The sequence below is a fragment of the Phytobacter sp. SCO41 genome (assembly GCF_003073275.1).
In the GTDB taxonomy this organism is placed as follows: domain Bacteria; phylum Pseudomonadota; class Gammaproteobacteria; order Enterobacterales; family Enterobacteriaceae; genus Phytobacter; species Phytobacter diazotrophicus.
Map to the genome: position 1 here is coordinate 535,980 of NZ_CP027225.1, position 23,579 is coordinate 559,558.

At 52.9% G+C, this 23,579-nt stretch carries 22 protein-coding genes and 1 pseudogene; 12 read left to right on the forward strand and 11 right to left on the reverse strand.

Features of this window, described 5'->3' with window-relative positions:
* The first annotated feature begins 89 nt into the window (after positions 1-89).
* From C5523_RS02645 to C5523_RS27585, 5 genes are read left to right on the forward strand one after another with little or no spacing between them, the layout of a single operon-like run.
* Positions 90-446, forward strand: coding sequence for a phage terminase small subunit P27 family (locus C5523_RS02645; RefSeq protein WP_000113647.1), 357 nt, complete (start codon positions 90-92; stop codon positions 444-446).
* Entirely contained in the window at positions 430-2,091 is a 1,662-nt protein-coding gene (locus C5523_RS02650) for a terminase large subunit (protein WP_108700561.1), read from the forward strand. Before C5523_RS02645 ends, C5523_RS02650 begins: the two co-directional genes overlap by 17 nt.
* A 13-nt stretch (positions 2,092-2,104) precedes the next feature.
* Positions 2,105-2,725, forward strand: coding sequence for a tail assembly protein (locus C5523_RS02655; protein WP_223878757.1), 621 nt, complete (start codon positions 2,105-2,107; stop codon positions 2,723-2,725).
* A complete protein-coding gene (locus C5523_RS02660; protein ID WP_108700562.1) occupies positions 2,722-3,072 on the forward strand; it encodes a hypothetical protein in 351 nt (116 codons plus the stop codon). The genes C5523_RS02655 and C5523_RS02660 overlap by 4 nt, the downstream gene beginning before the upstream one ends.
* A gap of 7 nt (positions 3,073-3,079) precedes the next feature.
* Complete coding sequence (locus C5523_RS27585) at positions 3,080-3,271, forward strand: hypothetical protein (protein ID WP_108700563.1); 192 nt, start codon at positions 3,080-3,082, stop codon at positions 3,269-3,271.
* Here the strand turns inward: C5523_RS27585 and C5523_RS02670 are convergent.
* From C5523_RS02670 to msrP, 11 genes and pseudogenes are all read right to left on the reverse strand, one after another.
* Positions 3,268-4,041, reverse strand: coding sequence for an abortive infection family protein (locus C5523_RS02670; protein ID WP_223878758.1), 774 nt, complete (start codon positions 4,039-4,041; stop codon positions 3,268-3,270). The genes C5523_RS27585 and C5523_RS02670 overlap by 4 nt on opposite strands.
* A gap of 163 nt (positions 4,042-4,204) precedes the next feature.
* A complete protein-coding gene (gene fis / locus C5523_RS02675; RefSeq protein WP_000462905.1) occupies positions 4,205-4,501 on the reverse strand; it encodes a DNA-binding transcriptional regulator Fis in 297 nt (98 codons plus the stop codon).
* Between the two features lie 23 nt (positions 4,502-4,524).
* Positions 4,525-5,490 carry a tRNA dihydrouridine synthase DusB gene (gene dusB, locus C5523_RS02680; protein ID WP_039077399.1) on the reverse strand — a complete coding sequence of 322 codons (966 nt, stop codon included), beginning with the start codon at positions 5,488-5,490 and terminating at the stop codon, positions 4,525-4,527.
* 358 nt (positions 5,491-5,848) lie between these two features.
* A complete protein-coding gene (prmA, locus tag C5523_RS02685) occupies positions 5,849-6,730 on the reverse strand; it encodes a 50S ribosomal protein L11 methyltransferase (RefSeq protein ID WP_071194412.1) in 882 nt (293 codons plus the stop codon).
* 11 nt (positions 6,731-6,741) lie between these two features.
* Positions 6,742-8,193, reverse strand: coding sequence for a sodium/pantothenate symporter (gene panF / locus C5523_RS02690; protein WP_108700564.1), 1,452 nt, complete (start codon positions 8,191-8,193; stop codon positions 6,742-6,744).
* Entirely contained in the window at positions 8,183-8,425 is a 243-nt protein-coding gene (locus C5523_RS02695) for a YhdT family protein (protein ID WP_071194414.1), read from the reverse strand. Before C5523_RS02695 ends, panF begins: the two co-directional genes overlap by 11 nt.
* A 114-nt stretch (positions 8,426-8,539) precedes the next feature.
* Entirely contained in the window at positions 8,540-9,889 is a 1,350-nt protein-coding gene (gene accC, locus C5523_RS02700) for an acetyl-CoA carboxylase biotin carboxylase subunit (protein ID WP_039077403.1), read from the reverse strand.
* Between the two features lie 10 nt (positions 9,890-9,899).
* Positions 9,900-10,376: an acetyl-CoA carboxylase biotin carboxyl carrier protein gene (gene accB / locus C5523_RS02705; protein WP_039077404.1), complete on the reverse strand. Its 477-nt coding sequence runs from the start codon at positions 10,374-10,376 to the stop codon at positions 9,900-9,902.
* Positions 10,377-10,397: 21 nt separating this feature from the next.
* Positions 10,398-10,647, reverse strand: a pseudogene (locus C5523_RS02715) (type II 3-dehydroquinate dehydratase).
* A gap of 234 nt (positions 10,648-10,881) precedes the next feature.
* The gene (gene msrQ / locus C5523_RS02720; protein ID WP_039077405.1) at positions 10,882-11,481 is read right to left on the reverse strand and encodes a protein-methionine-sulfoxide reductase heme-binding subunit MsrQ; all 600 of its coding nucleotides are present in this window, start codon (positions 11,479-11,481) and stop codon (positions 10,882-10,884) included.
* A complete protein-coding gene (gene msrP / locus C5523_RS02725; RefSeq protein ID WP_039077406.1) occupies positions 11,482-12,483 on the reverse strand; it encodes a protein-methionine-sulfoxide reductase catalytic subunit MsrP in 1,002 nt (333 codons plus the stop codon).
* A 280-nt stretch (positions 12,484-12,763) separates the two neighbouring features.
* Between msrP and csrD the strand changes: the two genes are divergently transcribed.
* The 7 genes from csrD (at position 12,764) to yhdP (ending at position 23,527) form a co-directional block, all read left to right on the forward strand.
* Positions 12,764-14,704: an RNase E specificity factor CsrD gene (gene csrD / locus C5523_RS02730; RefSeq protein ID WP_079497037.1), complete on the forward strand. Its 1,941-nt coding sequence runs from the start codon at positions 12,764-12,766 to the stop codon at positions 14,702-14,704.
* 309 nt (positions 14,705-15,013) lie between these two features.
* Entirely contained in the window at positions 15,014-16,057 is a 1,044-nt protein-coding gene (mreB, locus tag C5523_RS02740) for a rod shape-determining protein MreB (RefSeq protein WP_006818047.1), read from the forward strand.
* Positions 16,058-16,122: 65 nt separating this feature from the next.
* Complete coding sequence (mreC, locus tag C5523_RS02745) at positions 16,123-17,127, forward strand: rod shape-determining protein MreC (RefSeq protein ID WP_071194416.1); 1,005 nt, start codon at positions 16,123-16,125, stop codon at positions 17,125-17,127.
* A complete protein-coding gene (gene mreD / locus C5523_RS02750; RefSeq protein WP_039077409.1) occupies positions 17,127-17,615 on the forward strand; it encodes a rod shape-determining protein MreD in 489 nt (162 codons plus the stop codon). The genes mreC and mreD overlap by 1 nt, the downstream gene beginning before the upstream one ends.
* An 8-nt stretch (positions 17,616-17,623) precedes the next feature.
* Complete coding sequence (locus C5523_RS02755) at positions 17,624-18,217, forward strand: nucleoside triphosphate pyrophosphatase (RefSeq protein ID WP_039077410.1); 594 nt, start codon at positions 17,624-17,626, stop codon at positions 18,215-18,217.
* Positions 18,207-19,676, forward strand: coding sequence for a ribonuclease G (gene rng, locus C5523_RS02760; protein WP_039077411.1), 1,470 nt, complete (start codon positions 18,207-18,209; stop codon positions 19,674-19,676). The genes C5523_RS02755 and rng overlap by 11 nt, the downstream gene beginning before the upstream one ends.
* Before the next feature lie 41 nt (positions 19,677-19,717).
* A complete protein-coding gene (yhdP, locus tag C5523_RS02765) occupies positions 19,718-23,527 on the forward strand; it encodes an AsmA2 domain-containing protein YhdP (protein WP_107223889.1) in 3,810 nt (1,269 codons plus the stop codon).
* Positions 23,528-23,579: the final 52 nt, after the last annotated feature.

Here is a 23,579-nt window from a genome sequence, read left to right on the forward strand (position 1 = left end):
CTCAGGGTGCCAGGCACCGACCGCCCCCTCAAATTTTTACGCACGGTGATTTTTTTGAAAATAAAACGCGATGGAAACGAGAAATTTTTATGGCAAGACCACCAAAACCACCCGCTTACCTTGATGAGTTAGCCGCGCAGCAGTGGAAGGCGAAGGCAAAGCAACTGGCCGAGCGCGGGGATCTGACTCCCGCCGACTGGAACAACCTTGAGCTTTTTTGCGTTAACTATTCGATGTACCGCAAAGCCGTGGAAGACCTTGCCAGCCGTGGTTTCAGCATTGTGAACAGCCAGGGCGGCGAGAGCCGAAATCCGGCGCTGAGCGCAAAGGCCGACGCTGAAAAAATCATGATTAAAATGTCGTCGCTGCTGGGCTTTGATCCGGTAAGCCGCCGCCGTAACCCGGTAGAAACGGAAGAGGAAGACGAGCTTGACCGTCTGGAATGAGTACGCAAACGCGATAAAAACGGGCGAAATTCTGGCCTGTAAGCGCGTGAAACAGGCCGTGGAAAGATACTTTTCAGACCTGAATGACCCTCGTTATGAGTTCGATACGGCGACCGTAGAGCGATTTATTGCGTTCTCCCGGCTCTGTCCACACGTCAAAGGCCCGCTGCGCGGCCAGCCTATAGAGCTGGAGCCGTGGCAACAGTTCGCCTTTGCTAACCTGCTGGGCTTTAAGGTCAGGGAGTCAGGCCGTCGCAAGTACAGCAGCGCATTTATTGAGGTGCCGCGTAAGAACGCCAAATCCACCGTGGCCGCCATGCTGGCTAACTGGTTTTTGGTAATGGAGAGGGGCCAGCAGGATATCTACACGGCGGCGGTGAGCCGGGATCAGGCCCGAATCGTGTTCGACGATGCCCGCCAGATGTGCCTGCTGTCAAAACCGCTGAAAAAGCGCGTCAATATCCAGGCGCATAAGGTCATTTTCCCGAAGAGCAACAGCCTGTTAAAGCCGCTGGCGGCGAAAGCGGCCACCATTGAAGGGACTAACCCAAGCCTGGCGATTGTCGATGAGTACCACCTTCACCCGGATAACGGCGTTTATTCCGCGCTTGAGCTGGGTATGGGCGCTCGTCCGGAGGCGATTTTGTTCGCCATCACCACCGCCGGGAGTAACGTTGTCTCGGCCTGTAAGCAGCATTATGACTACTGCTGTCAGATTCTGGCCGGGGAAGAGAGCAACGATTCGCTGTTTGTCCTCATCTACGAGCTTGACGACGAAAGCGAGGTTGAGCAGCCGGAAATGTGGATCAAGGCTAACCCTAACCTTCATGTTTCCGTTGATGCCGCGAAGCTGGAATCCACCATCCAGAAAGCGCGGGGTATACCGTCACAATGGGTGGAGATGCTGACCAAGCGTTTCAATATCTGGTGTCAGGGTTCCACACCGTGGATGGGGGCTGGTGCATGGGATGCCTGTGCACTCGATTATGCCGAAGAAGATCTGGCAGGGATGGAGTGTTACGCCGGATTTGACCTGTCCTCGACCAGCGATATTACCAGTGTGAGTTACGCTTTCCCGTTTGAACGCGAGATTAGGCTTCTTACCCGGCACTATCTGCCCGAAGCGCAGCTACTTAACGTTGCTAACAAAAACCGCGCCATCTATCGCCAGTGGGTAAAAGCGGGCTGGATACGAACCACCCCCGGCGACTGTATCGACTATGACCGCATCCGTGACGATATCCTGCGCGACGCTGAAACATTCAATATCCGGCTGGTGGGCTTTGATACGTGGAACGCCACACACTTGCGCACCCAGTTGCAGGGGGCTGGCCTCGATGTGGAGCCGTTCCCGCAAACCTATCTCAAGTTCAGCCCGGTAGCGAAATCCTTTGAGGTGTTCGTTAACCGTAAGGTAGTGCGCCATCGCGGCGATCCGGTTCTGGCCTGGGCGATTGGTAACGTGGTGATGGAGTCCGACGCTAACGCCAACATTAAGCCCAACAAAAAGAAATCCTCTAACAAGATAGATCCTGCGGTATCAGCGCTGATGGCTTTCGGCACCTTCCAGGCTGAGCACGAGGATTTTGCTTTCGACATGAGTGATATTCACAAACAACGACTGGCGACATTTAACGGTATCTGACAGGAGATTATTTATGCGTGAAGCAAATCAGGAAGTAATGACGACCATTCGCCTCGGGGGGCAACTTGGTAAGCTTTTCGGAAAAGTACACCATAGGCTTATTCGAACCACAGGGGAGGCCGGTAGGGCACTTGCTGCCACAATTCCAGGCTTCGAAGATTATATGAGGTCAAGTCGTGAGCGTGGGCTGACATATGCCGTATTTCGCGGAAAAGACAATATTGGAAAAGATGAACTCGACTACCCAAACTCGGGGCGTGAAATTCGTATTGTGCCTGTAGTTATGGGCAGTAAACGTGGCGGTGTCCTTCAAACTATTCTTGGCGCTGTGTTGGTTGTGGTAGGTGCCATTGGGACATTTACATATTTTGGCCAAGCTCTTGGCGGTGCCACCTGGGGGCCATATACCATGCAAATGGGGGCGGCAATGATGGCTGGTGGCGTAATTCAGATGCTTTCGCCACAGACCGCAGGTCTCGCCAGTAAGCAGGACGCCGATAACAAAGCGTCTTACGCTTTTGGCAGCGTCACGAATACGGCAGCACAGGGATATCCAGTTCCATTGGGCTATGGAAAGCGTCGCATCGGCGGCGCCATTATTTCCGCAGGAATCTACGTGGAGGATCAGCAATGACAAATCATCCTCAGTTATGGCCGGAAGGTGAGACATTCATCCGTGAGGTGCTGATACCAACAAAGTATGAGCCTTTGCCAGTTTTGGTGACTTACACCGTCCCTCCCTTCGATGTTGTTGTCGCGACGTGGCAGAACACAGACCCGGAAAAGGCGTACTCACTATTTCGACAGTTCATTGTTGACTGGGATCAGCAGGACAAGCTCACTGATGACATTCTGATATCTTTTTTGGTGACGTTTCCCGGCACAGACAAAGCAATTTTTAATGGTTGGGCCGAGCACATGAAAGAACTGCTTGCTGCCAGCCTGGCTGTATTCGCTCACAGCACAAACTCCATCAACTGAGGCGAACATGCTTGATCTGGATAAATACGAAGAAGTAATAAAGGAAATGGCCCGTCAGCAGGGCCATGAACTAAACGGGCAGGATAGGCTAATTATTCGTACAAGGGTTGCTATGGCTTTAGCTGCTAAAGAGCGGCGCCGTCAGAGGATGGAGGTCAAACCGTACCAATGGCAAAAAGTTACACCGCCACGACGCTAGCCTTTCGATTTTTTTTGCCAGGTTTGGATTAGGAAAACAGCCATGCTACCAGCGAGATTTACGGCTAATAGAGCGTGCCGGTCAGTTGGCTTGGGCGGTTTTTTTCCTATCCCATGAGCATCACCATATTTATTTCGCAGCGTACCGAGACCATTAACCACTGATGAGCAGCCTTTGAGTATCTGTTTAAATATCTGTTCACCATGCTGATCAGGGGCAAGATTTAGTTCTTTTGACGTTAGCTTGTACAACTCACTCATATCAAGGTTTCGATCATAAGGAATTTTCAAATCATCCAAGATATGTTTGCAAACTGTTTCTACTAACGTGCGTGCTGCGGTTATAGCACCTTCTGGGTCTGTGCTTCTGCGGTCTAATGCTTTTGTCCACGCTTCATTTACGCCGCGCTCATCGTAACTTTTCAGTCCATCAGTGATATGAAAATCAGAAGGGATGGTGTTTGCCCCTTCAAAATAATCAATTAAGGGGGTGAACTCGGACGCAATGAAATTTTCACGTTCTCTGTAAGAAGAGTATGCGGGTTGAATAAAGCCCCAAAATTGCTTAAGGCTTCTGCACTCTCGGACAAATGCAGGCAGAAGATCTTTTAAAACTCCATTTTTTATGAAATGGGACCGAAGAGCATTGAAGTTATCGCTGTTTTCTCGCGGTCCTCCTCTGGCAACCTCGATTAAAAGATTCTCAAGATGCCTTGCTCTTTCCTCATCCGATGCAAATTCATTTAAAAAATCGTCCATCATACCTTCCATTTTTTTCCGGCTTTTATGACTGTAATGCCAAATATGGAAGGTGTTCAACTTCGTTCAATAAGGTTCGCTCAACTGTGTATCACAAGGTGTATCACAAGCAATAAAAAAGGCGCTATCCCATGCCGAGTAGCGCCTTTTTAAACAGTCACTTAGCTGATAATTATCAGTTCATGCCGTATTTTTTCAGTTTCTTACGCAGCGTACCACGGTTGATACCCATCATCAGGGCAGCGCGGGTTTGATTGCCGCGGGTGTATTGCATCACCATGTCCAACAGTGGCTGTTCAACTTCAGCCAGTACCAGCTCATACAGATCATTAACATCCTGACCATTCAGTTGAGCAAAATAGTTCTTCAGTGCCTGTTTAACCGAGTCACGCAGGGGCTTTTGAGTTACCTGATCCTGAGAGTTAACGGTAGAAACGGTCAGTACGTCAGAATTTACGCGTTGTTCGAACATAGTTCTGTCAGCTCTTTATTTCATTACGCAAGATTTTCGAAGTATGCCTCCAACGCCTCCAGCTGTTCGCTGGCGTCCTCTATGGCGTTGAATGTGCGCCGAAACTGGTCATTTGGAGCGTGCTCCTGGAGATACCAGGAGACGTGTTTACGTGCAATTCGGTACCCTTTTGCCTGACCATAAAAGTCATGCAATTCCCGAACATGCGCGCAAAGCAAGCGCTTTACCTCTGCCAAAGGCAGTGGGGCGAGCAGCTCCCCAGTGTCCAGATAATGCTGGATTTCCCGAAAGATCCAGGGTCTTCCCTGAGCTGCACGTCCTATCATCAGGGCATCAGCCCCCGTATAGTCGAGTACAGCTCTGGCTTTAAGCGGGTCAGTGATGTCACCATTCGCGATAATCGGAATGGAAACCTTCTGCTTAACTGCCCGAATACTGTCGTACTCAGCGTCTCCATTGAACAAACAGGCGCGGGTGCGTCCATGAATGGTCAGAGCCTGAATGCCACAGTCTTCAGCCAGTTGGGCAATTTCTACGCAGTTACGGTGTTCCGGAGCCCAGCCAGTGCGAGTCTTAAGCGTGACGGGCACATCCACTGCTTTCACTACCGCGTTCAGGATAGACTTCACCAGATCCGGGTATTGCAGCAGGGCAGAGCCCGCAAGCTTGCGATTCACTTTCTTTGCCGGGCAGCCCATATTGATATCAATAATCTGGGCGCCGCTTTCCACGTTGATACGTGCGGCTTCCGCCATTTCTTCCGGGTCACTACCGGCAATTTGCACGGTACGAATACCGGGCTCATCGATATGCACCATCCGCAGCCTTGATTTGTCACTCTCCCAAACCTGAGGGTTGGAGGACATCATCTCGGATACCGTTAATCCGGCTCCCATCTCGTAACACAACGTCCGAAACGGTCTGTCAGTAATGCCAGCCATTGGCGCTGCGATCAGTCGATTTCTGAGCTGGTGGTGTCCGATGCGCATGAGTTAAGAAATGACCATACTGTGACTGCAAGGCGGCGTATATTACGCATTTTTCGCACGAGATGAAAGGCCAAACTTTGACCAATCCACTGTCGCAGATCAATGAATCACAGCGAAAGGCGATAGGTGAAAATATTAATGATTTAAAATCATTGAGTTATATTAAAATGGCGAATTTGTGAACAAATATAAATTCGTCAAACTTCTCTGTTTTTCTTCACCATAACCCTGATTCAGCGGCATATCTTGCTGTTTTAATCGTCAAAAAAGAGGGTGAAAATGAGATCAGACTCCCATTTTCACCCTATGGAGCATTATGTTGCTGAATGCTTCGTGGCCTTATTGCCTGGTCGACGACTTACTTTTTCTGGCCGGTGATGCGGCACCATTCTTCTTTTTCCACCACAGCGTCGAGTGCGAAGGTATCGCGATAGGCTTCACAGACACTTTCAGCCTGGCTGGCGAGAATCCCGGAAAGGCCGAGCAGGCCGCCTGAGATCGGCAGTACGCTGATAAGCGGGGCAAGCTCACGCAAAGGGCCTGCCAGAATGTTGGCGACCACCACGTCCGCCTGCATCGCGTCAGGCTGGTCTTGCGGCAGATACAGTTCCAGGCGCTCAGAAACGCCGTTACGCTCGGCATTGTCGCGGCTGGCCTGAATCGCCTGCGGGTCGATATCGATACCGATCGCCTTTGCCGCCCCCAGTTTCAGCGCGGCAATCGCCAGAATGCCGGAGCCGCAGCCAAAGTCGATCACTGTTTTACCCGCTAAATCCAGACCATCAAGCCACTGTAGACATAATGAGGTGGTTGGGTGCGTGCCGGTACCGAACGCCAGGCCCGGATCGAGCATCACATTTACCGCGTTTTTGTCCGGCACATCGCGCCAGCTCGGGCAGATCCACAGACGTTCACCAAAGCGCATCGGATGGAAGTTGTCCATCCACTCGCGCTCCCAGTCTTTATCTTCGAGCTGTTCAATTTTATGTGCGAAACCCGCACCGAGCAGCGGATGTTGCTCAAGCATCGCCACAACCTCTTTCATGTCGGTTTCGGCATCGAACAGGCCAATAACGTCGGTATCACCCCACAGGCGCGTCTCGCCCGGCAGCGGCTCAAAGACCGGCGTGTCATGCGTGTCCTGAAAGGTAATGGAGACCGAGCCAGCCTCCATCAGCGCGTCGCTCAGGTCTTCGGCGTTAGCGCCAGTTGTATTCAGTTTTAGTTGGATCCACGGCATGGCAAAACTCTTTATTTATCAGTAGAAATCGTAGCGGGTTGTGAAACAGGCTCACCGAAACGGTTGCCGACCACAAACGCCAGTAAACTTAACAGTAACGAAGGCACAATCGGATGGAAGCCCAGGTACTGGATCTTAAACGTAGCAAGCACGGCATACAGCACGCCGCCGACGATCATGGCGCTCAGCGCGCCTGCCGCGTTTGCACGTTCCCAGTAAAGCCCCAGCACCAGCGGCCACAGGAATACGGCCTCCAGCCCACCAAACGCCAGCAGGTTCAGCCAGATGATCATCTCCGGTGGTCGCCAGGCGGCAAGCAGCAGCAGAGCGCCTAACATCAGCGTGATGACTGCCGACATCCGTTTCAGACGCGTCTCGTTTTTTAGCTGTTCCGGGCGGAGGTTGAGATAGAGGTCTTTAATGATCGTAGCGGAACTTTGCAGCAACTGGGCGTTGATCGTCGACATGATCGCCGCCATCGGCGCTGCCAGGAAGATCCCGGCGGCAAACGGCGGCAGCACTTTAACCATTAACGTGGGGATCACCAAATCCGGTACGGTCAGGTCAGGGATCACCGCGCGGCCCAGCGCGCCAGCCAGATGCATGCCGAACATCAGGATCGCCACCACAATCGTGCCGATGATAATTCCGCGATGCACCGCTTTGCTATCTTTATAGGAGATGCAGCGTACCGCCGTGTGCGGTAAACCGATCACGCCAAAACAGACCAGCACCCAGAATGAGGTCATAAAGGTTGGCGACAGAATATCGTTGGCCCCTTGCGGCGTGACCAGTTTCGGATCGATCGTCTGCAATGTCTCCACCGCATGACCTAAACCACCCGCCGCATGCACCACGCCCACCAATAGGACGATGGTGCCAATCAGCATTACCATGCCCTGCATTGTGTCGTTCAGTACGCTTGCGCGAAAACCGCCAAACGCGGTATACAGCGCAATGCTGATGCCAAAAATCAGCAGACCGGTTTCGTAAGGGATGCCCGCTGCGGTTTCCAGCAAACGTGCGCCGCCAATAAACTGCACGGTCATTGCGCCGATGAACGCCACCAGCAGGCTCAGGCTTGCCAGCCAGACCAGCAGACGACTCTGGTAGCGGGCGAACAGCATATCGTTGAGCGTCACTGCATTGTAGCGCCGCGCCAGAATGGCGAATTTCTTGCCAAGAATACCCAGCGAAAGCCAGACAGCGGGCAACTGGATCATCGCCAGCAGCACCCAACCCAGCCCGTATTTATAGGCAGCGCCTGGGCCGCCGATAAAGGAACTGGCGCTGATGTAGGTCGCGGTTAACGTCATTGCCAGTACTATGCCGCCCATCGAACGGCTGCCGAGAAAATACTCGTTCAGAAAGGTGCCGTTAGTCCTTTTGCGCATGGCGTACACAGACAGGCCAAACACCACTAACAGATAAGCGACAAGGGGAAGAATGACTTCAGGCTGCATCATCGTCCTCCAGGGGAATATCGCGATAAATAAACTTCACCATCGCCCAGCACAGCAGAATAAAAACCAGCGGCGTTAACAGGCAGGCCATTTCAAACCAGTGAGGTAATCCGGTAAACCCGACCGTTGAATCTGGTAAGTAAGCAGTCACCAACCATGCGGCGAGGTAGAGGAGGGTCAGCCACAGCGCCCAGCGCGCTTCTTTGTGGGCCTGAACAAAACGTTTGTCCATTTTGTGTCCCATGTGGATAAAGAAAGCGGGGATTGTACCTTATGGATAGTCAGCGATCCCCTGAAATAAAAAAGGCCGGAAAATCCGGCCTTTTACATGACAAGTCACCCAGTCTTACTTTTCGTTCAGACCGAGTTTCTTCTCCAGGTAGTGGATGTTAGTGCCACCCTGCTGGAATTTTTCATCGCTCATGATGCGCATCTGCAGATCCACGTTGGTTTTGATACCGTCAATGATCAGCTCCTGCAACGCATTTTTCATACGCGCAATTGCCACATCACGGTTCTCACCAAAGCAAATCAGCTTGCCGATCATTGAGTCATAGTACGGCGGTACGGTGTAACCGGCGTAGATATGTGATTCCCAGCGCACGCCAAAACCGCCTGGCGCATGGAAACGGGTAATTTTACCCGGGCTCGGCAGGAAGGTGTTCGGATCTTCGGCGTTGATACGGCACTCTACCGCATGGCCTTTCACCACAACTTCTTCCTGTTTGATGGAAAGTGGCTGACCGGCAGCGATACGCAACTGCTCTTTGATCAGGTCCACGCCAGTGATCATTTCGGTCACCGGATGTTCCACCTGGATACGGGTGTTCATTTCGATGAAATAGAACTCGCCATTTTCGAACAGGAACTCAAACGTACCTGCTCCACGGTAACCGATATCCACACAGGCTTTGGAGCAACGCTCACCGATATAGCGGCGCAGTTCCGGGGTGATGCCCGGAGCCGGTGCTTCTTCGACAACCTTCTGGTGACGACGCTGCATGGAGCAGTCACGTTCAGCCAGATAAATGGCGTTACCCTGGCCATCAGCCAGTACCTGGATCTCGATATGACGAGGATTTTCCAGGTATTTTTCCATGTACACCATGTCATTGTTGAACGCCGCTTTGGCCTCAGCTTTGGTCATGGCAATGGACTGTGCCAGTTCAGCGTCACCGCGAACGACACGCATACCGCGACCGCCGCCGCCGCCGGACGCCTTGATGATAACCGGGTAGCCAATGCGTTTGGCATGCGCGCGGTTGACATCCATATCGTCGCCCAGCGGGCCGTCGGAGCCCGGTACGGTCGGTACGCCCGCTTTCTTCATCGCGGTAATGGCAGACACTTTGTCGCCCATCAGGCGAATAGTATCGGCTTTCGGGCCGATGAAGATAAAGCCGGACTGCTCAACCTGCTCGGCAAAGTTGGCGTTCTCTGAAAGGAAACCATAACCGGGGTGAATCGCCACCGCGCCAGTGATTTCCGCCGCGCTGATGATAGCCGGGATGTTCAGGTAGCTTTTTACGGACGGAGCCGGGCCAATACAGACCGTCTCATCCGCCAGGAGTACGTGTTTTAAATCGCGGTCCGCAGTCGAATGCACGGCGACAGTCTTGATACCCAGTTCTTTACAGGCACGAAGAATACGCAGTGCAATCTCGCCGCGGTTGGCGATGACAATTTTATCCAGCATGTGCGCCTCGTTATTCGATGACGACCAGCGGCTCGTCAAACTCTACCGGCTGGCCACTTTCAACCAGAATGGCTTTCACTACGCCCGCTTTGTCGGCTTCGATCTGGTTCATCATTTTCATGGCTTCAACGATGCACAGGGTATCGCCGACATTGACTTTCTGGCCGACTTCACAGAACGCTTTAGCGTCCGGGCTCGGCGTGCGGTAGAAGGTCCCGACCATCGGGGAACGTACGATGTGACCACTGATTTGCGCAGCCGCAGGTTCTGCTGCCGTAGCCGGAGCTGCGGGAGCGACTGCGCCAGAAAGCGCAGGGGCTGGCTGCTGCATAACCGGAGCCGCATAAGCTTGCTGCATCACCGGGAAGCCCGTGTTCACCGGTGCGCGGCTGATGCGTACAGACTCTTCGCCTTCAGAAATTTCCAGTTCAGCGATGCCTGATTCTTCAACCAGTTCGATCAGTTTTTTAATCTTACGAATATCCATGAGTGGGTTCCGTACTCTTGTTTAGTTTGATTGTGACAGGCGTGTTACCGCCGTCTGTAAAGCGTATGTACAACTGCCAGCATAAGGTCCGAAGACCACGCCAGTAGCGATTTCGGAGAGCCAGGAATGATGGCGAGATGGTTCGTGCGCATGCATATTGCTCAGAGTGAACTCAGTAAAGTCGAAGGGTGCCATAGGTTTCCGACTTGCGTGCTCCCGGCATGTTAAGATTGGGGCCGTTTAAAAGCAAAATGCGCAACTTGCCAGCCATCGTGCTGCTATCTCCTGCAATTTTCCGGTAAAAAACAAAATATACCTTCATTGCGTGGTTGTCACCTTTTTGGACCTTAAAAAGCCCGCCAGGCAAAACCAAAGTCGCACATTATAACTATTTCGTAGCATTTCGCAGCTAAATACTGGTCTTATCAGGGAAGATTATCAACCGCATTTGGTTTTATCCCTGCGATTGATAATGGAACTGCGGAGGAGTGCACATATCGAAACTTTAGCGCCACCACTGGCGGAACTTCTTGTATCGCCACGCTAATAGCCCGAATGCAGCGGCTGCATAAAGGAGCGGCAACGGCGATAATATCTTCACTGACCACAGGTAATGGATAGGGGCCAGGATCGCGACGAGATAGACGAAGTTATGCAATTGTTGCCATCGTTTACCCATTTTTCGCTGTGCCCACTGGGTAGATGTCGCTGCCAGGGCCAGCAGGATAAGCCAGCTCACAATTCCTAACATTAAATAGGGGCGCGTTGTCAGCTCCCGGCCAAGCAGAACCAGATTGTTGATCCCCAGTTCCAGCAGCGCGTAACTGGTCAGATGCAATGTTGCCCATGCAAAACACCATAATCCCAGTAAACGACGGGTGCGAATAAGCAACGGTTGTTTAGCGTAACGCGCCAGTGGCGCAACCAGCAAGCCTGCCAGTAAAAATTTCAGCGCCATTCTGCCGGTAAAATGCTGAATGTCTTTTGCCGGGTCGGCACTAAAATACCCCTGCGACGATGCCCAGAACAACCAGACAAACGGCAGAAAACCTGCCAGGTGCAGCAATACTTTAAGCCAGACAATCTGTTTTGCTGTTAAACGCACTCAAAAATTCTCCCGCAGATCCAAACCACGATAAAGGGACGCCACTTCATCCGCATAGCCGTTAAAGAGAAGCGTAGGCTGGCGTTTTACATCCAGCACGCCGCCGGATCCGATAAAGCGCTCGGTTGCCTGTGACCAGCGAGGATGGTCGACATGCGGATTTACATTGGCAAAAAAACCGTACTCATTTGGCGCCGCAAGGTTCCAGGTGGTGGGGGGACGCTCTTTCGTTAGCTTAATACTGACTATCGACTTAATGCCTTTAAAGCCGTATTTCCACGGGACGGTCAGGCGGATCGGCGCGCCATTTTGTGGCGGCAGCGCTTTACCATAAACGCCAACCGACAATAATGTGAGGGGATGCATCGCTTCATCTATACGTAACCCTTCTACGTAAGGATATTCCAGACCGCCGCCAATGAAGCGATCCTTCTGACCGGGCATCTCATCGGGGGCATAGAGGGTTTGAAAAGCCACATATTTAGCGTTGCTGGTGGGCTCGACCAGCGACAGCAGCTTATGCAGCGGAAAGCCGGTCCATGGAATCACCATCGACCAGGCTTCAACACAACGCATGCGGTAGATGCGCTCTTCCAGCGGGAAACGCGTGGTAAGCGCGTCATAATCAAGCGTAAGAGGTTTGGCTACTTCACCGTCAATTTTGAGCGTCCATGGATTGGTTTTCATGCTTCCCGCGTTAGCCGCGGGATCGGCTTTATCCAGCCCAAACTCATAAAAATTGTTATAGCCCGTCACTTTATCTTCGGGCGTTAATGTCAGCGTGTTTTGCCACTGAGCCGGTTTACTGAACTGGAGTGGTTTGCCGGGCTGGGCTTTAGGCCGATCATTTCCTTTAAACCAGTCAAGCAGATCGGCGCGCGCAGTGGGAGACAGGCTCAGGGCAGCGGCGCTAATGCCCAGCGTTTTCAGGATCTGGCGACGTCGCAGCATAAAAACGGATTCGGCGGTGACATCGGATTCAGTAAGTTTTTTCTTGTGCATAAATTTCCCCCTTTTTATTACTTGTAGCACGGCGAATATGGGGGCGGGGGATTATCACGAAAAATTGAAATCTGGCCGTTTACTGCCTGCAGGTGGCCTTTGCTCCCCTGGATGATTGGCAAATAAATTCTGAGGGCTATACTCGCATAGTTGTATGCAATACTGATTGCCAGAAGCGTCAGGCCTGCTAGTATGCCGGGCTCGTTTTTCAAGTTAGCGCTTACTTTGTTTTCAGGGTTTGCCGCGTCTCGTTCTTTTACACTACGGAGTTAACACAAGGATGCGATTAACGACGAAATTCTCAGCTTTTGTGACGCTACTAACGGGCCTGGCAATATTTGTCACCCTGTTTGGCTGCTCACTGAGCTTTTACAACGCCATTCAGTCGAAGGTGATTAACCGCGTTGAATCGGTTGCGGCGGTGGTCGATACCCGTTTGATTTTTATGTCTCCTTCGGCCATCTCATCCCATCTGGATGAACTTATGGTGCCAGTGGACATTGTGGGGATTGAGGTACGTCAGGGAAAGCAAACCGTTCTGCAGCACACCCGCAAAAGCAGTTATCGCCCCGCCGGGAGTAATTACCAGTATCGTGAATTAGAGATTAACTCCCTTAAAAATCCGGGCATGACCATCACGCTGGTCTATCAGGACCCGATGGCTAACTATTTCCGTTCTCTCTTAACCACCGTACCGCTGACGCTGGCGATCGGTTTTATGGTCCTGATTATTTTCCTCTCTGTACGCTGGCTGCGCCGACAGCTCTCGGGGCAGGAATTACTCGAACTTCGCTCCACCCGCATTCTTAATGGGGAGCGCGGGGCCCAGGCGCGCGGTTCTATTTATGAATGGCCATCCCGCGCCAGTAGCGCGCTGGATGTTCTGCTCTCAGAGATCCAGTTTGCCAGCGATCAGCGCAGCCATATCGATACGCTGATCCGCTCCTACGCCGCCCAGGATACCAAAACCGGGCTCAATAACCGTCTGTTCTTTGATAATCAACTGGCCACATTGCTTGAGGATCAGGAGAAAGTCGGCGCGCACGGCGTTGTCATGATGATCCGGTTACCCGATTTTGAATTACTGCGCGATAGCTGGGGGCGCCCGGCCGTCGAAGAGCATCTGTTTATGCTCATCAACCTGTTATCAACATTTATTATGCGTTATCCCGGCGCGCTGCTGGCGCGCTACCACCGCAGCGACTTTACCGTGCTGTTACCGCACCGCACATTAAAAGAAGCGGAAAGTATCGCCGGGCAGATTTTAAAGGCCGTGGATGGCCTGCAGCCCAGCAAAATGCTCGATCGTGAAGATATGATGCACATTGGCATTTGCGCCTGGCGCAGTGGACAGTCGACAGAGCAGGTCATGGAGCATGCCGAAGCGGCGACCCGCAATGCGGTATTGCAAGGGGGGAATAGCTGGTCGGTTTACGACGATACGCTGCCGGAGCAGGGGCGCGGCAACGTTCGCTGGCGTACGCTCATTGAGCAAATGCTTAGCCGTGGCGGCCCGCGGGTCTACCAGAAGCCAGCAGTTAATCGCGAAGGGATTGTTCACCATCGCGAACTGATGTGCCGCATCTATGATGGCGACCAGGAAGTTATTTCTGCGGAATATATGCCCATGGTGCTGCAGTTTGGTCTGTCTGAGGAGTATGACCGACTGCAAATTGGACGCCTCATTCCTTATCTGGGGTACTGGCCGGAAGAAACCCTCGCCATGCAGGTGACCGTGGAGTCGCTTATTCGACCACGTTTTCAGCGCTGGCTGCGCGATACCTTGATGCAATGTGAAAAATCACAGCGTCGACGGATTATTTTTGAACTTGCCGAGGCTGATGTTTGTCAACATATCAGCCGGTTACAACCGGTGGTGCGGTTGATTAATGCGTTAGGCTCGCGAGTTGCTGTCACGCAGGCGGGTCTCACCCTGGTCAGTACCAGCTGGATTAAAGCGCTGGATGTCGAATTGCTAAAACTTCATCCTGGGATTGTCAGGAACATTGAGAAACGCACGGAAAATCAGCTACTGGTGCAAAGTCTCGTGGAAGCCTGCAAAGGTACGCATACGCGCGTTTTCGCCACTGGCGTTCGTTCCCGTGGCGAATGGCAGACGCTGATTGAACGTGGCGTTTCGGGTGGTCAGGGGGATTTTTTTGCTTCCTCCCAGCCGCTTGACACCAATGTGAAAAAATATTCGCAAAGATACTCGGTTTGAACTGCCGTTTAAGCCGTTTTCACGTAGAATAACGCGCGCTGTATCGTACGTATGGGGGTGTGCTTGCCTGCCCGCCAGATTGCCACAGCGCGAACGCTAGTTTTAACCTTTGACAGGTTACAAACGCAGGGCAAGGATTGCTCCCGCCATGGTTCATTCCTGAAGGAGTCAGGTTGTTTGTAACAAAGGAAACAAACTGCACTAATTTTCACCGTAGCAGATGATTTTTGCGCCTTGTCGCTGCTGCGTGTGGTTGGTAAAGTAAGCGGATTTTGTTTTCCGCCCCAGCTTTCAGGATTATCCCTTAGTATGTTGAAAAAATTTCGTGGCATGTTTTCCAATGACCTGTCCATTGACCTGGGTACCGCGAATACCCTGATTTATGTAAAAGGACAAGGCATCGTATTGAATGAGCCTTCCGTGGTAGCCATTCGCCAGGATCGTGCCGGTTCACCGAAAAGTGTAGCCGCGGTAGGTCATGAAGCTAAGCAGATGCTGGGCCGTACGCCGGGCAACATTGCTGCTATCCGCCCGATGAAAGATGGCGTGATCGCCGATTTCTTCGTGACAGAAAAGATGCTCCAGCACTTCATCAAGCAGGTGCACAGCAACAGTTTTATGCGTCCGAGCCCGCGCGTGTTGGTTTGTGTGCCGGTTGGCGCGACCCAGGTAGAGCGTCGTGCGATCCGTGAATCCGCTCAGGGTGCTGGTGCGCGTGAAGTTTTCCTGATTGAAGAACCTATGGCTGCCGCAATTGGTGCAGGCCTGCCGGTTTCTGAGGCAACCGGTTCTATGGTTGTCGATATCGGTGGTGGTACCACAGAAGTGGCCGTTATCTCTCTGAACGGCGTGGTCTACTCCTCCTCTGTACGTATCGGTGGTGACCGTTTCGATGAAGCGATCATTAATTACGTTCGCCGTAACTACGGCTCTCTGATCGGTGAAGCAACCGCTGAGCGTATTAAGCACGAGATCGGTTCTGCTTACCCGGGTGACGAAGTCCGCGAAATCGAAGTTCGTGGCCGTAACCTGGCAGAAGGTGTTCCGCGTGGCTTCACACTGAACTCTAACGAAATTCTGGAAGCACTGCAGGAACCTCTGACCGGTATTGTTAGCGCGGTGATGGTCGCACTGGAACAGTGCCCACCAGAACTGGCGTCCGATATTTCTGAGCGCGGTATGGTTCTGACCGGTGGTGGCGCGCTGCTGCGCAACCTTGACCGCCTGTTAATGGAAGAGACAGGTATTCCTGTCGTAGTTGCAGAAGATCCACTGACTTGCGTAGCGCGTGGCGGCGGCAAGGCGCTGGAAATGATCGATATGCACGGCGGCGATTTGTTCAGCGAAGAATAGTCTGATTCAGATTCGGGGCGAAGATATCGCCCCGGATTTGTCTGGCCTGAGAATACGCAAAGCCTATGAAGCCAATTTTTAGCCGTGGCCCGTCGCTACAGATTCGCCTTTTCCTGGCGGTGGTAGTGGCGCTCGGAGTTATTATTGCCGACAGCCGCCTCGGTACGTTCAGTCAAATTCGAACGTACATGGATACTGCCGTCAGTCCTTTCTACTTTATTTCCAATGGTCCTCGCGAATTATTAGATAGCGTTTCACAAACGATCTCGTCGCGCGATCAACTTGAGCTTGAAAATCGGGCATTGCGTCAGGAACTGTTGTTGAAAAACAGCGAGCTGCTGATGTTAGGGCAATATAAACAGGAGAACGCGCGACTGCGTGAGCTGCTGGGTTCGCCGCTGCGTCAGGACGAACAGAAAATGGTCACTCAGGTTATTTCAACGGTCAACGATCCGTATAGCGACCAGGTTGTTATCGACAAGGGCAGCGCTAACGGTGTCTATGAAGGCCAGCCGGTGATCAGCGATAAAGGCGTGGTAGGCCAGGTTGTCGCAGTAGCCAAACTGACCAGCCGGGTCCTGTTGATTTGTGATGCGACCCATGCACTGCCGATTCAGGTGCTGCGTAACGATATTCGCGTTATTGCCGCAGGCAATGGCTGTACTGACGATCTGCAACTGGAACATCTGCCAGCCAATACCGATATTCGGGTAGGGGATGTGCTGGTGACGTCCGGTCTCGGTGGGCGCTTCCCGGAAGGTTATCCTGTTGGGGTGGTCTCTTCCGTAAAACTCGACACGCAGCGGGCGTATACCGTTATCCAGGCGCGTCCTACCGCAGGCTTGCAGCGTTTGCGCTACTTGCTTTTGCTGTGGGGTGCCGATCGTAACGGCACGAATCCGATGACGCCGGAAGAAGTACACCGCGTGGCTAACGAACGTTTGATGCAGATGATGCCGCAAGTATTGCCTGCCCCGGATGCGATGGGGCCGCCTGCGCCGATCCCTGCACCTGCAACCGGTATTGCCGGGCCGCCGTCACCGTCTCAAGGCTCCCGGGGAGGCCAATAGTGGCAAGTTACCGTAGCCAGGGGCGATGGGTTATCTGGCTCTCGTTTCTTATCGCATTGTTGCTTCAAATTATGCCCTGGCCGGATGACATTCTTGTCTACCGGCCAAACTGGGTGTTACTTATCCTGCTTTACTGGATTCTGGCGCTACCGCACCGCGTAAATGTCGGCACAGGTTTCGTTATGGGTGCCATACTGGATCTCATTAGCGGATCCACGCTTGGTGTACGTGCGTTGTCTCTGAGCATCATCGCCTATCTGGTCGCGCTTAAATTTCAACTGTTCCGTAACCTGGCACTATGGCAACAGGCGCTGGTGGTGATGGTCTTGTCGCTGGCAACCGAAGTCATCGTCTTCTGGGCAGAGTTTTTGGTCATTAATGTCTCCTTCAAACCAGAAATTTTCTGGAGTAGCTTCGTTAATGGCGTGCTTTGGCCGTGGCTTTTCCTGCTTATGCGTAAAATTCGCCAGCAGTTTGCCGTGCAATAAAGGTTTTTATGACATCGATTTGGCTTGCCTCTGGTTCCCCGCGTCGTCAGGAACTGCTCACTCAACTGGGCGTGACCTTCGAGCGAATTATTCCCGGTATTGAAGAGCAACGTCGGGCGCAAGAAAGCGCCCAACATTATGTTGTGCGGCTGGCAAGGGAAAAGGCGCTCGCAGGTGTGGCGATGGTTTCTCGCGATTTGCCCGTGCTGGGGGCTGACACGATTGTCATATTTAATGGTGAAGTGCTTGAAAAACCGAAAGACTCCTCGCATGCTGCTAAAATGCTGCGACAGCTCTCTGGTCAGACCCATCAGGTGATGACGGCCGTCGCGCTGGCGGACAACCAACACCTGCTGGATTGTCTGGTGACAACCGAGGTGACGTTCCGAACCCTTTCTGATGATGATATTGCTACCTATGTTGCCAGCGGTGAGCCGATGGACAAAGCCGGTGCGTACGGAATTCAGGGGCTGGGCGGCTGTTTTGTCAGGAAAATAAACGGGAGTTATCACGCTGTGGTGGGTTTGCCGCTGGTAGAGACCTGGGAACTGTTGAGCAACTTTAACGCATTGCGCGAGGGAAGAGACAATCATGACGGCTGAATTGTTAGTCAACATTACGCCATCGGAAACACGCGTGGCCTATATCGATGGCGGTATCCTGCAAGAGATTCACATTGAACGTGAAGCGCGGCGCGGGATAGTAGGCAATATCTACAAGGGTCGGGTCAGTCGCGTACTGCCTGGTATGCAGGCGGCTTTTGTAGATATTGGTCTGGATAAGGCCGCGTTTCTTCATGCCTCTGACATTATGCCTCACACCGAATGTGTGGCGGGGGAAGAGCAGAAGAACTTCACCGTTCGCGATATCTCTGAGCTGGTGCGTCAGGGGCAGGACCTGATGGTGCAGGTGGTGAAAGATCCGCTGGGTACCAAAGGTGCTCGCCTGACCACAGACATCACTCTACCTTCTCGCTATCTGGTCTTCATGCCTGGCGCATCACACGTTGGGGTTTCTCAGCGTATTGAAAGCGAGGCTGAACGTGAGCGACTCAAGCAGGTCGTCTCTGAGTATTGCGATGAGCAGGGCGGATTCATCATTCGTACAGCGGCAGAAGGGGTGTGCAATGAGGATCTCGCCTCCGATGCAGCCTACCTCAAGCGGGTATGGACGAAAGTCATGGAGCGCAAAAAGCGTCAGCAGACCCGGTGCAAGCTCTACGGCGAACTGGCGCTGGCGCAGCGTGTGCTGCGTGATTTTGCCGATGCTCAACTTGACCGGATCCGCGTTGACTCACGTCTGACCTATGAGATGCTGCTGGAGTTCACCGCTGAGTACATGCCGGAAATGACCAGCATGATTGAACATTACAGCGGTCGCCAGCCGATATTCGATCTCTATGACGTTGAGAATGAAATCCAGCGCGCGCTGGAAAGAAAAGTGGAGTTGAAATCCGGTGGCTATTTGGTTATTGACCAGACCGAAGCGATGACGACGGTGGATATCAACACCGGGGCGTTCGTTGGCCACCGTAATCTCGATGACACCATTTTCAATACCAATATCGAAGCCACGCAGGCTATCGCTCGCCAACTGCGTTTACGTAACCTTGGCGGCATTATCATCATTGATTTCATTGATATGAATAACGATGACCATCGCCGCCGTGTCCTGCATTCACTGGAACAAGCCTTGAGCAAGGACCGTGTGAAGACCAGCATAAACGGTTTCTCTCAGCTCGGCCTGGTTGAGATGACCCGTAAACGTACACGTGAAAGCGTGGAACATGTTCTCTGTAATGAATGCCCAACCTGCCATGGACGAGGCACAGTAAAAACGGTGGAAACCGTCTGCTACGAAATCATGCGCGAGATCGTTCGCGTACACCATGCTTACGACTCGGATCGTTTCCTGGTCTATGCTTCTCCTGCTGTGGCGGAAACCCTGAAAGGGGAAGAGTCTCATGCGCTGGCTGAGGTCGAAATCTTTGTCGGTAAGCAAGTTAAAGTGCAAATTGAGCCGCTCTATAATCAGGAGCAGTTTGATGTGGTGATGATGTAAAAGACGATTACGTCCAGACGTTTGTTAACAAGGAGAGGTGCGTGAGGCGATTGCCGGGGATATTGCTGCTTACAGGTGCGACGCTGGTGGTGATAGTGGCGCTGCTGGTAAGTAGCTTGCGCCTCATCCTGCCCCATCTGGATAACTGGCGCCCTGAAATCCTGGCGAAAATTCAGGCACACACCGGTATTGTGGCCGATGCCAGTCAGTTGAACGCCAGTTGGGAAAATTTCGGCCCCATCCTCGACGTTCGTGACGTTAAAGCCACCCTCAATGACGGCGGCGATCTGTCCGTTAAACGCGTCACCCTGGCGCTGGACGTCTGGCAAAGCCTGCTACAAATGCGCTGGCAGTTCCGCGATCTCACGTTTTATCAGTTGGCTGTGCGCACGAATACCCCGTTACAGCGCAATGATGATGGTAAAGCGATAGAAACTGACCGTATCCGCGATCTTTTCCTTCGCCAGTTCGATCACTTCGTTCTGCGCGACAGTCGCCTTAGCTTTTTGACCCTCTCCGGCCAGCGTGCCGAACTCGCGATCCCTCAATTGACCTGGCTTAATAGCGATGACCGACACCGTGCAGAAGGCCAGGTGAGCCTGTCCAGCCTGACCGGACAGCATGGCATTATGCAAGTGAGAATGGATCTTCGCGATGACCGGGGCATCCTCAATAACGGTCGGCTGTGGCTACAGGCGGACGACATCGACGTTAAGCCCTGGCTTAATAAATGGATGCAGGACAACGTTGCCCTGGAGAGCGCCCAATTCAGTCTCGAAGGCTGGATGACCCTCAATAAAGGTGTGGTGGAAAGTGGTGATGTCTGGCTTAAAAAAGGCGGCGCAAGCTGGCCTGGGGACAAAGATAATCACCAACTGTTGGTTGATAACCTGACGGCACACGTCTCGCGTCAGCAGCAGGGCTGGCAGTTTGATATTCCCACTACGCGCATCACAATGGATGGACACCCGTGGCCGCAAGGCTCGCTGGCCTTTGCGTGGGTGCCGGCCCAGGAAGCGGGTGGGGAAAAAGATCAGCGTAGCGATGAATTACGCGTCCGCGCCAGTCGCCTCGATCTGGGTGCGCTTGATGGTATGTTGCCGATTGCCGAAAAAATTTCACCACAACTGGGAAAAGTCTGGCGAACAATGGCCCCGGAAGGGCTGCTGGAAAACCTGGCGCTGGATATTCCGCTACAGGCGACGGAAAAAACGCGCTTCCAGGCAAACTGGAAAGACATCTCCTGGAAGCAGTGGGAGCTGCTGCCCGGCGTCGAGAACCTTTCCGGTACGTTGTCTGGTAGCGTTGAAAATGGGCGCGTGACTGTCGACATGGCAAAGGCAAAAATGCCTTATGCCACGGTTTTCCGTGCGCCGCTGGAGATTGAAAAAGGGGTAGCGACCCTCGCCTGGCAAAACGATGAGCGTGGTCTGCAGATTGATGGACATGATATCGACGTGCAGGCGAATGCGATTCACGCCAGGGGCGATTTCCGCTACTTGCAGCCTAAAGACGACGAGCCGTGGCTGGGTATTCTGGCAGGCATTAATGTTACCGATGGCGGCCAGGCATGGCGCTACTTCCCGGAAAACCTGATGGGCAAAGCGCTGGTGGATTACCTGAGCGCGGCGATTCAGGGCGGGCAGGCTGATAACGCGACGCTGGTCTATGGCGGCAACCCACGGCTATTTCCTTATAAGCATAATGAAGGGCAGTTTGAGGTGCTGGTGCCGTTACGTAACGCCACCTTTGCCTTTCAGCCAGACTGGCCTGCGCTGAAAAATTTCGATATTCAACTCGATTTCATCAATGACGGCCTGTGGATGAAGACGGATGAAGTGGCATTAGGCGGTGTTAAAGCCACAAACCTGACGGCTGTCATTCCGGATTATATTAAAGAGAAACTGCTCATTGATGCCGATATCAACGGGCCAGGGAAAGCGGTTGGGCCCTATTTTAAAGATACGCCGCTAAAAGATACGCTTTCAACAGCCCTTGATGAGCTCCAGTTGGATGGTGATGTGAGTGCTCGCTTACATCTTGATATTCCGCTGGACGGCGAGATAACGACCGCGAAAGGCGATGTCGTCCTCAACCACAATAATCTGTTCATTAAACCGCTTAACAGCACGGTGAAAGATTTGCGGGGCTCGTTCAGCTTTGTTAACGGTAATCTGAAAAGCGAGCCACTGCAGGCGATGTGGTTTAACCAGCCTGTGAACATTGATTTCACGACCACCGAAGGGGCGAAAGCCTATCAGGTGGCGGTCAATCTGAATGGCAACTGGCAACCGGCGAAAACGGGCGTCATGCCGCAGCAGCTCAGTGATGCGGTGAGCGGCAGTGTGGGCTGGAAAGGTAAAGTGGACATCGAACTGCCGCACAGCGCCGGGGCGAAATATAACGTCAGTATCGACGGTGACTTGACGGATATCGCCAGTCGCCTGCCGCCGCCGCTTGATAAACCTGCGGGCAAAGCATTACCGGTGAAGGTGAATGTTGAAGGCAATCTGCGCAGTTTCGATCTGACCGGCAGCGCAGGCAATAGCAACCATTTTAACAGTCGCTGGTTACTCAACCAGAAACTCACCCTCGACAGGGCAATCTGGACATCTGATAGCCGCACGCTGCCGCCACTGCCTGAGCAGGCCGGTCTTGAATTGAATCTGCCGCCAATGAATGGTGCGCAGTGGCTGGGTCTGCTGCGCCAGGGCGTTGCCAGTAACGTCAGCAACGCGACGGCTTTCCCGGCCAGTGTCACGCTGCGCACTCCGGCGCTCACCCTGGCAGGTCAGCAGTGGAACAACCTGAGCATTGTCTCGCAGCCACAGGCGTCAGGGTCGGTTGTCGAAGCACAAGGGCGTGAAATTAACGGGACGTTTACGCTGCGCGATAACGCACCGTGGCAGGCTGCGATTCGCTACCTTTACTACAACCCGTCAGCGACAGCGTCGGATGACAACGATATCTCTTCGCCGTCGACGTTGCTGCGCGGCAAGACGCAGGTGGACTTCACCGGCTGGCCGGATCTGCAACTGCGTTGTGCTGAGTGCTGGCTGTGGGGACAAAAATATGGCCGTATTGAGGGCGATTTCGCGATCAACGGAGATACCCTGTCGCTGGCAAATGGTCTCATCGACAGCGGCTTTGCCCGCCTCACTGCCGATGGCGAGTGGGTCAACAAAATCGGCGGGGAACGTACCTCACTGAAAGGTACACTGCACGGTGACAAAATCGATTCGGCGATGAATTTCTTCGGGATTTCAACGCCTGTGCGCAATGCGCCGTTTGATGTGAACTATGATTTACACTGGCGTAGCGCGCCATGGCAGCCGCAGGAAGAGTCGCTTAACGGTATTCTGCGCACCCGCCTCGGCAAAGGGGATATTACCGATATCAGTACCGGGCACGCCGGGCAACTGTTGCGCCTGTTTAGCGTCGATGCGTTGCTGCGCAAGCTTCGTTTCGATTTCAGCGACACGTTCAGCAGTGAAGGGTTCTATTTTGACTCTATCCGCAGCGCCGCCTGGATCAAAGATGGTATTCTGCATACTGACGATACGCTGGTGGACGGCCTGGAAGCTGATATTGCGATGAAAGGGTCGGTGGATCTGGTACAGCGCCAGTTAGATGTCGAGGCAGTTGTCGCACCGGAAATCTCAGCAACGGTAGGCGTTGCGGCTGCCTTTGCCGTTAACCCGATTATCGGTGCTGCGGTGTTCGCCGCCAGTAAAGTTTTGGGGCCGCTGTGGAATAAAGTCTCCATTTTGCGTTATCACATCACCGGTCCGGTAGACAAACCACAAATCAATGAAGTCTTACGCCAGCCGCGTACAGATAAAAAGCAATGATTTGACGGCGTCGGCGAATTGCCTCAAGCTCCTTATATCACACTTTTTTTAT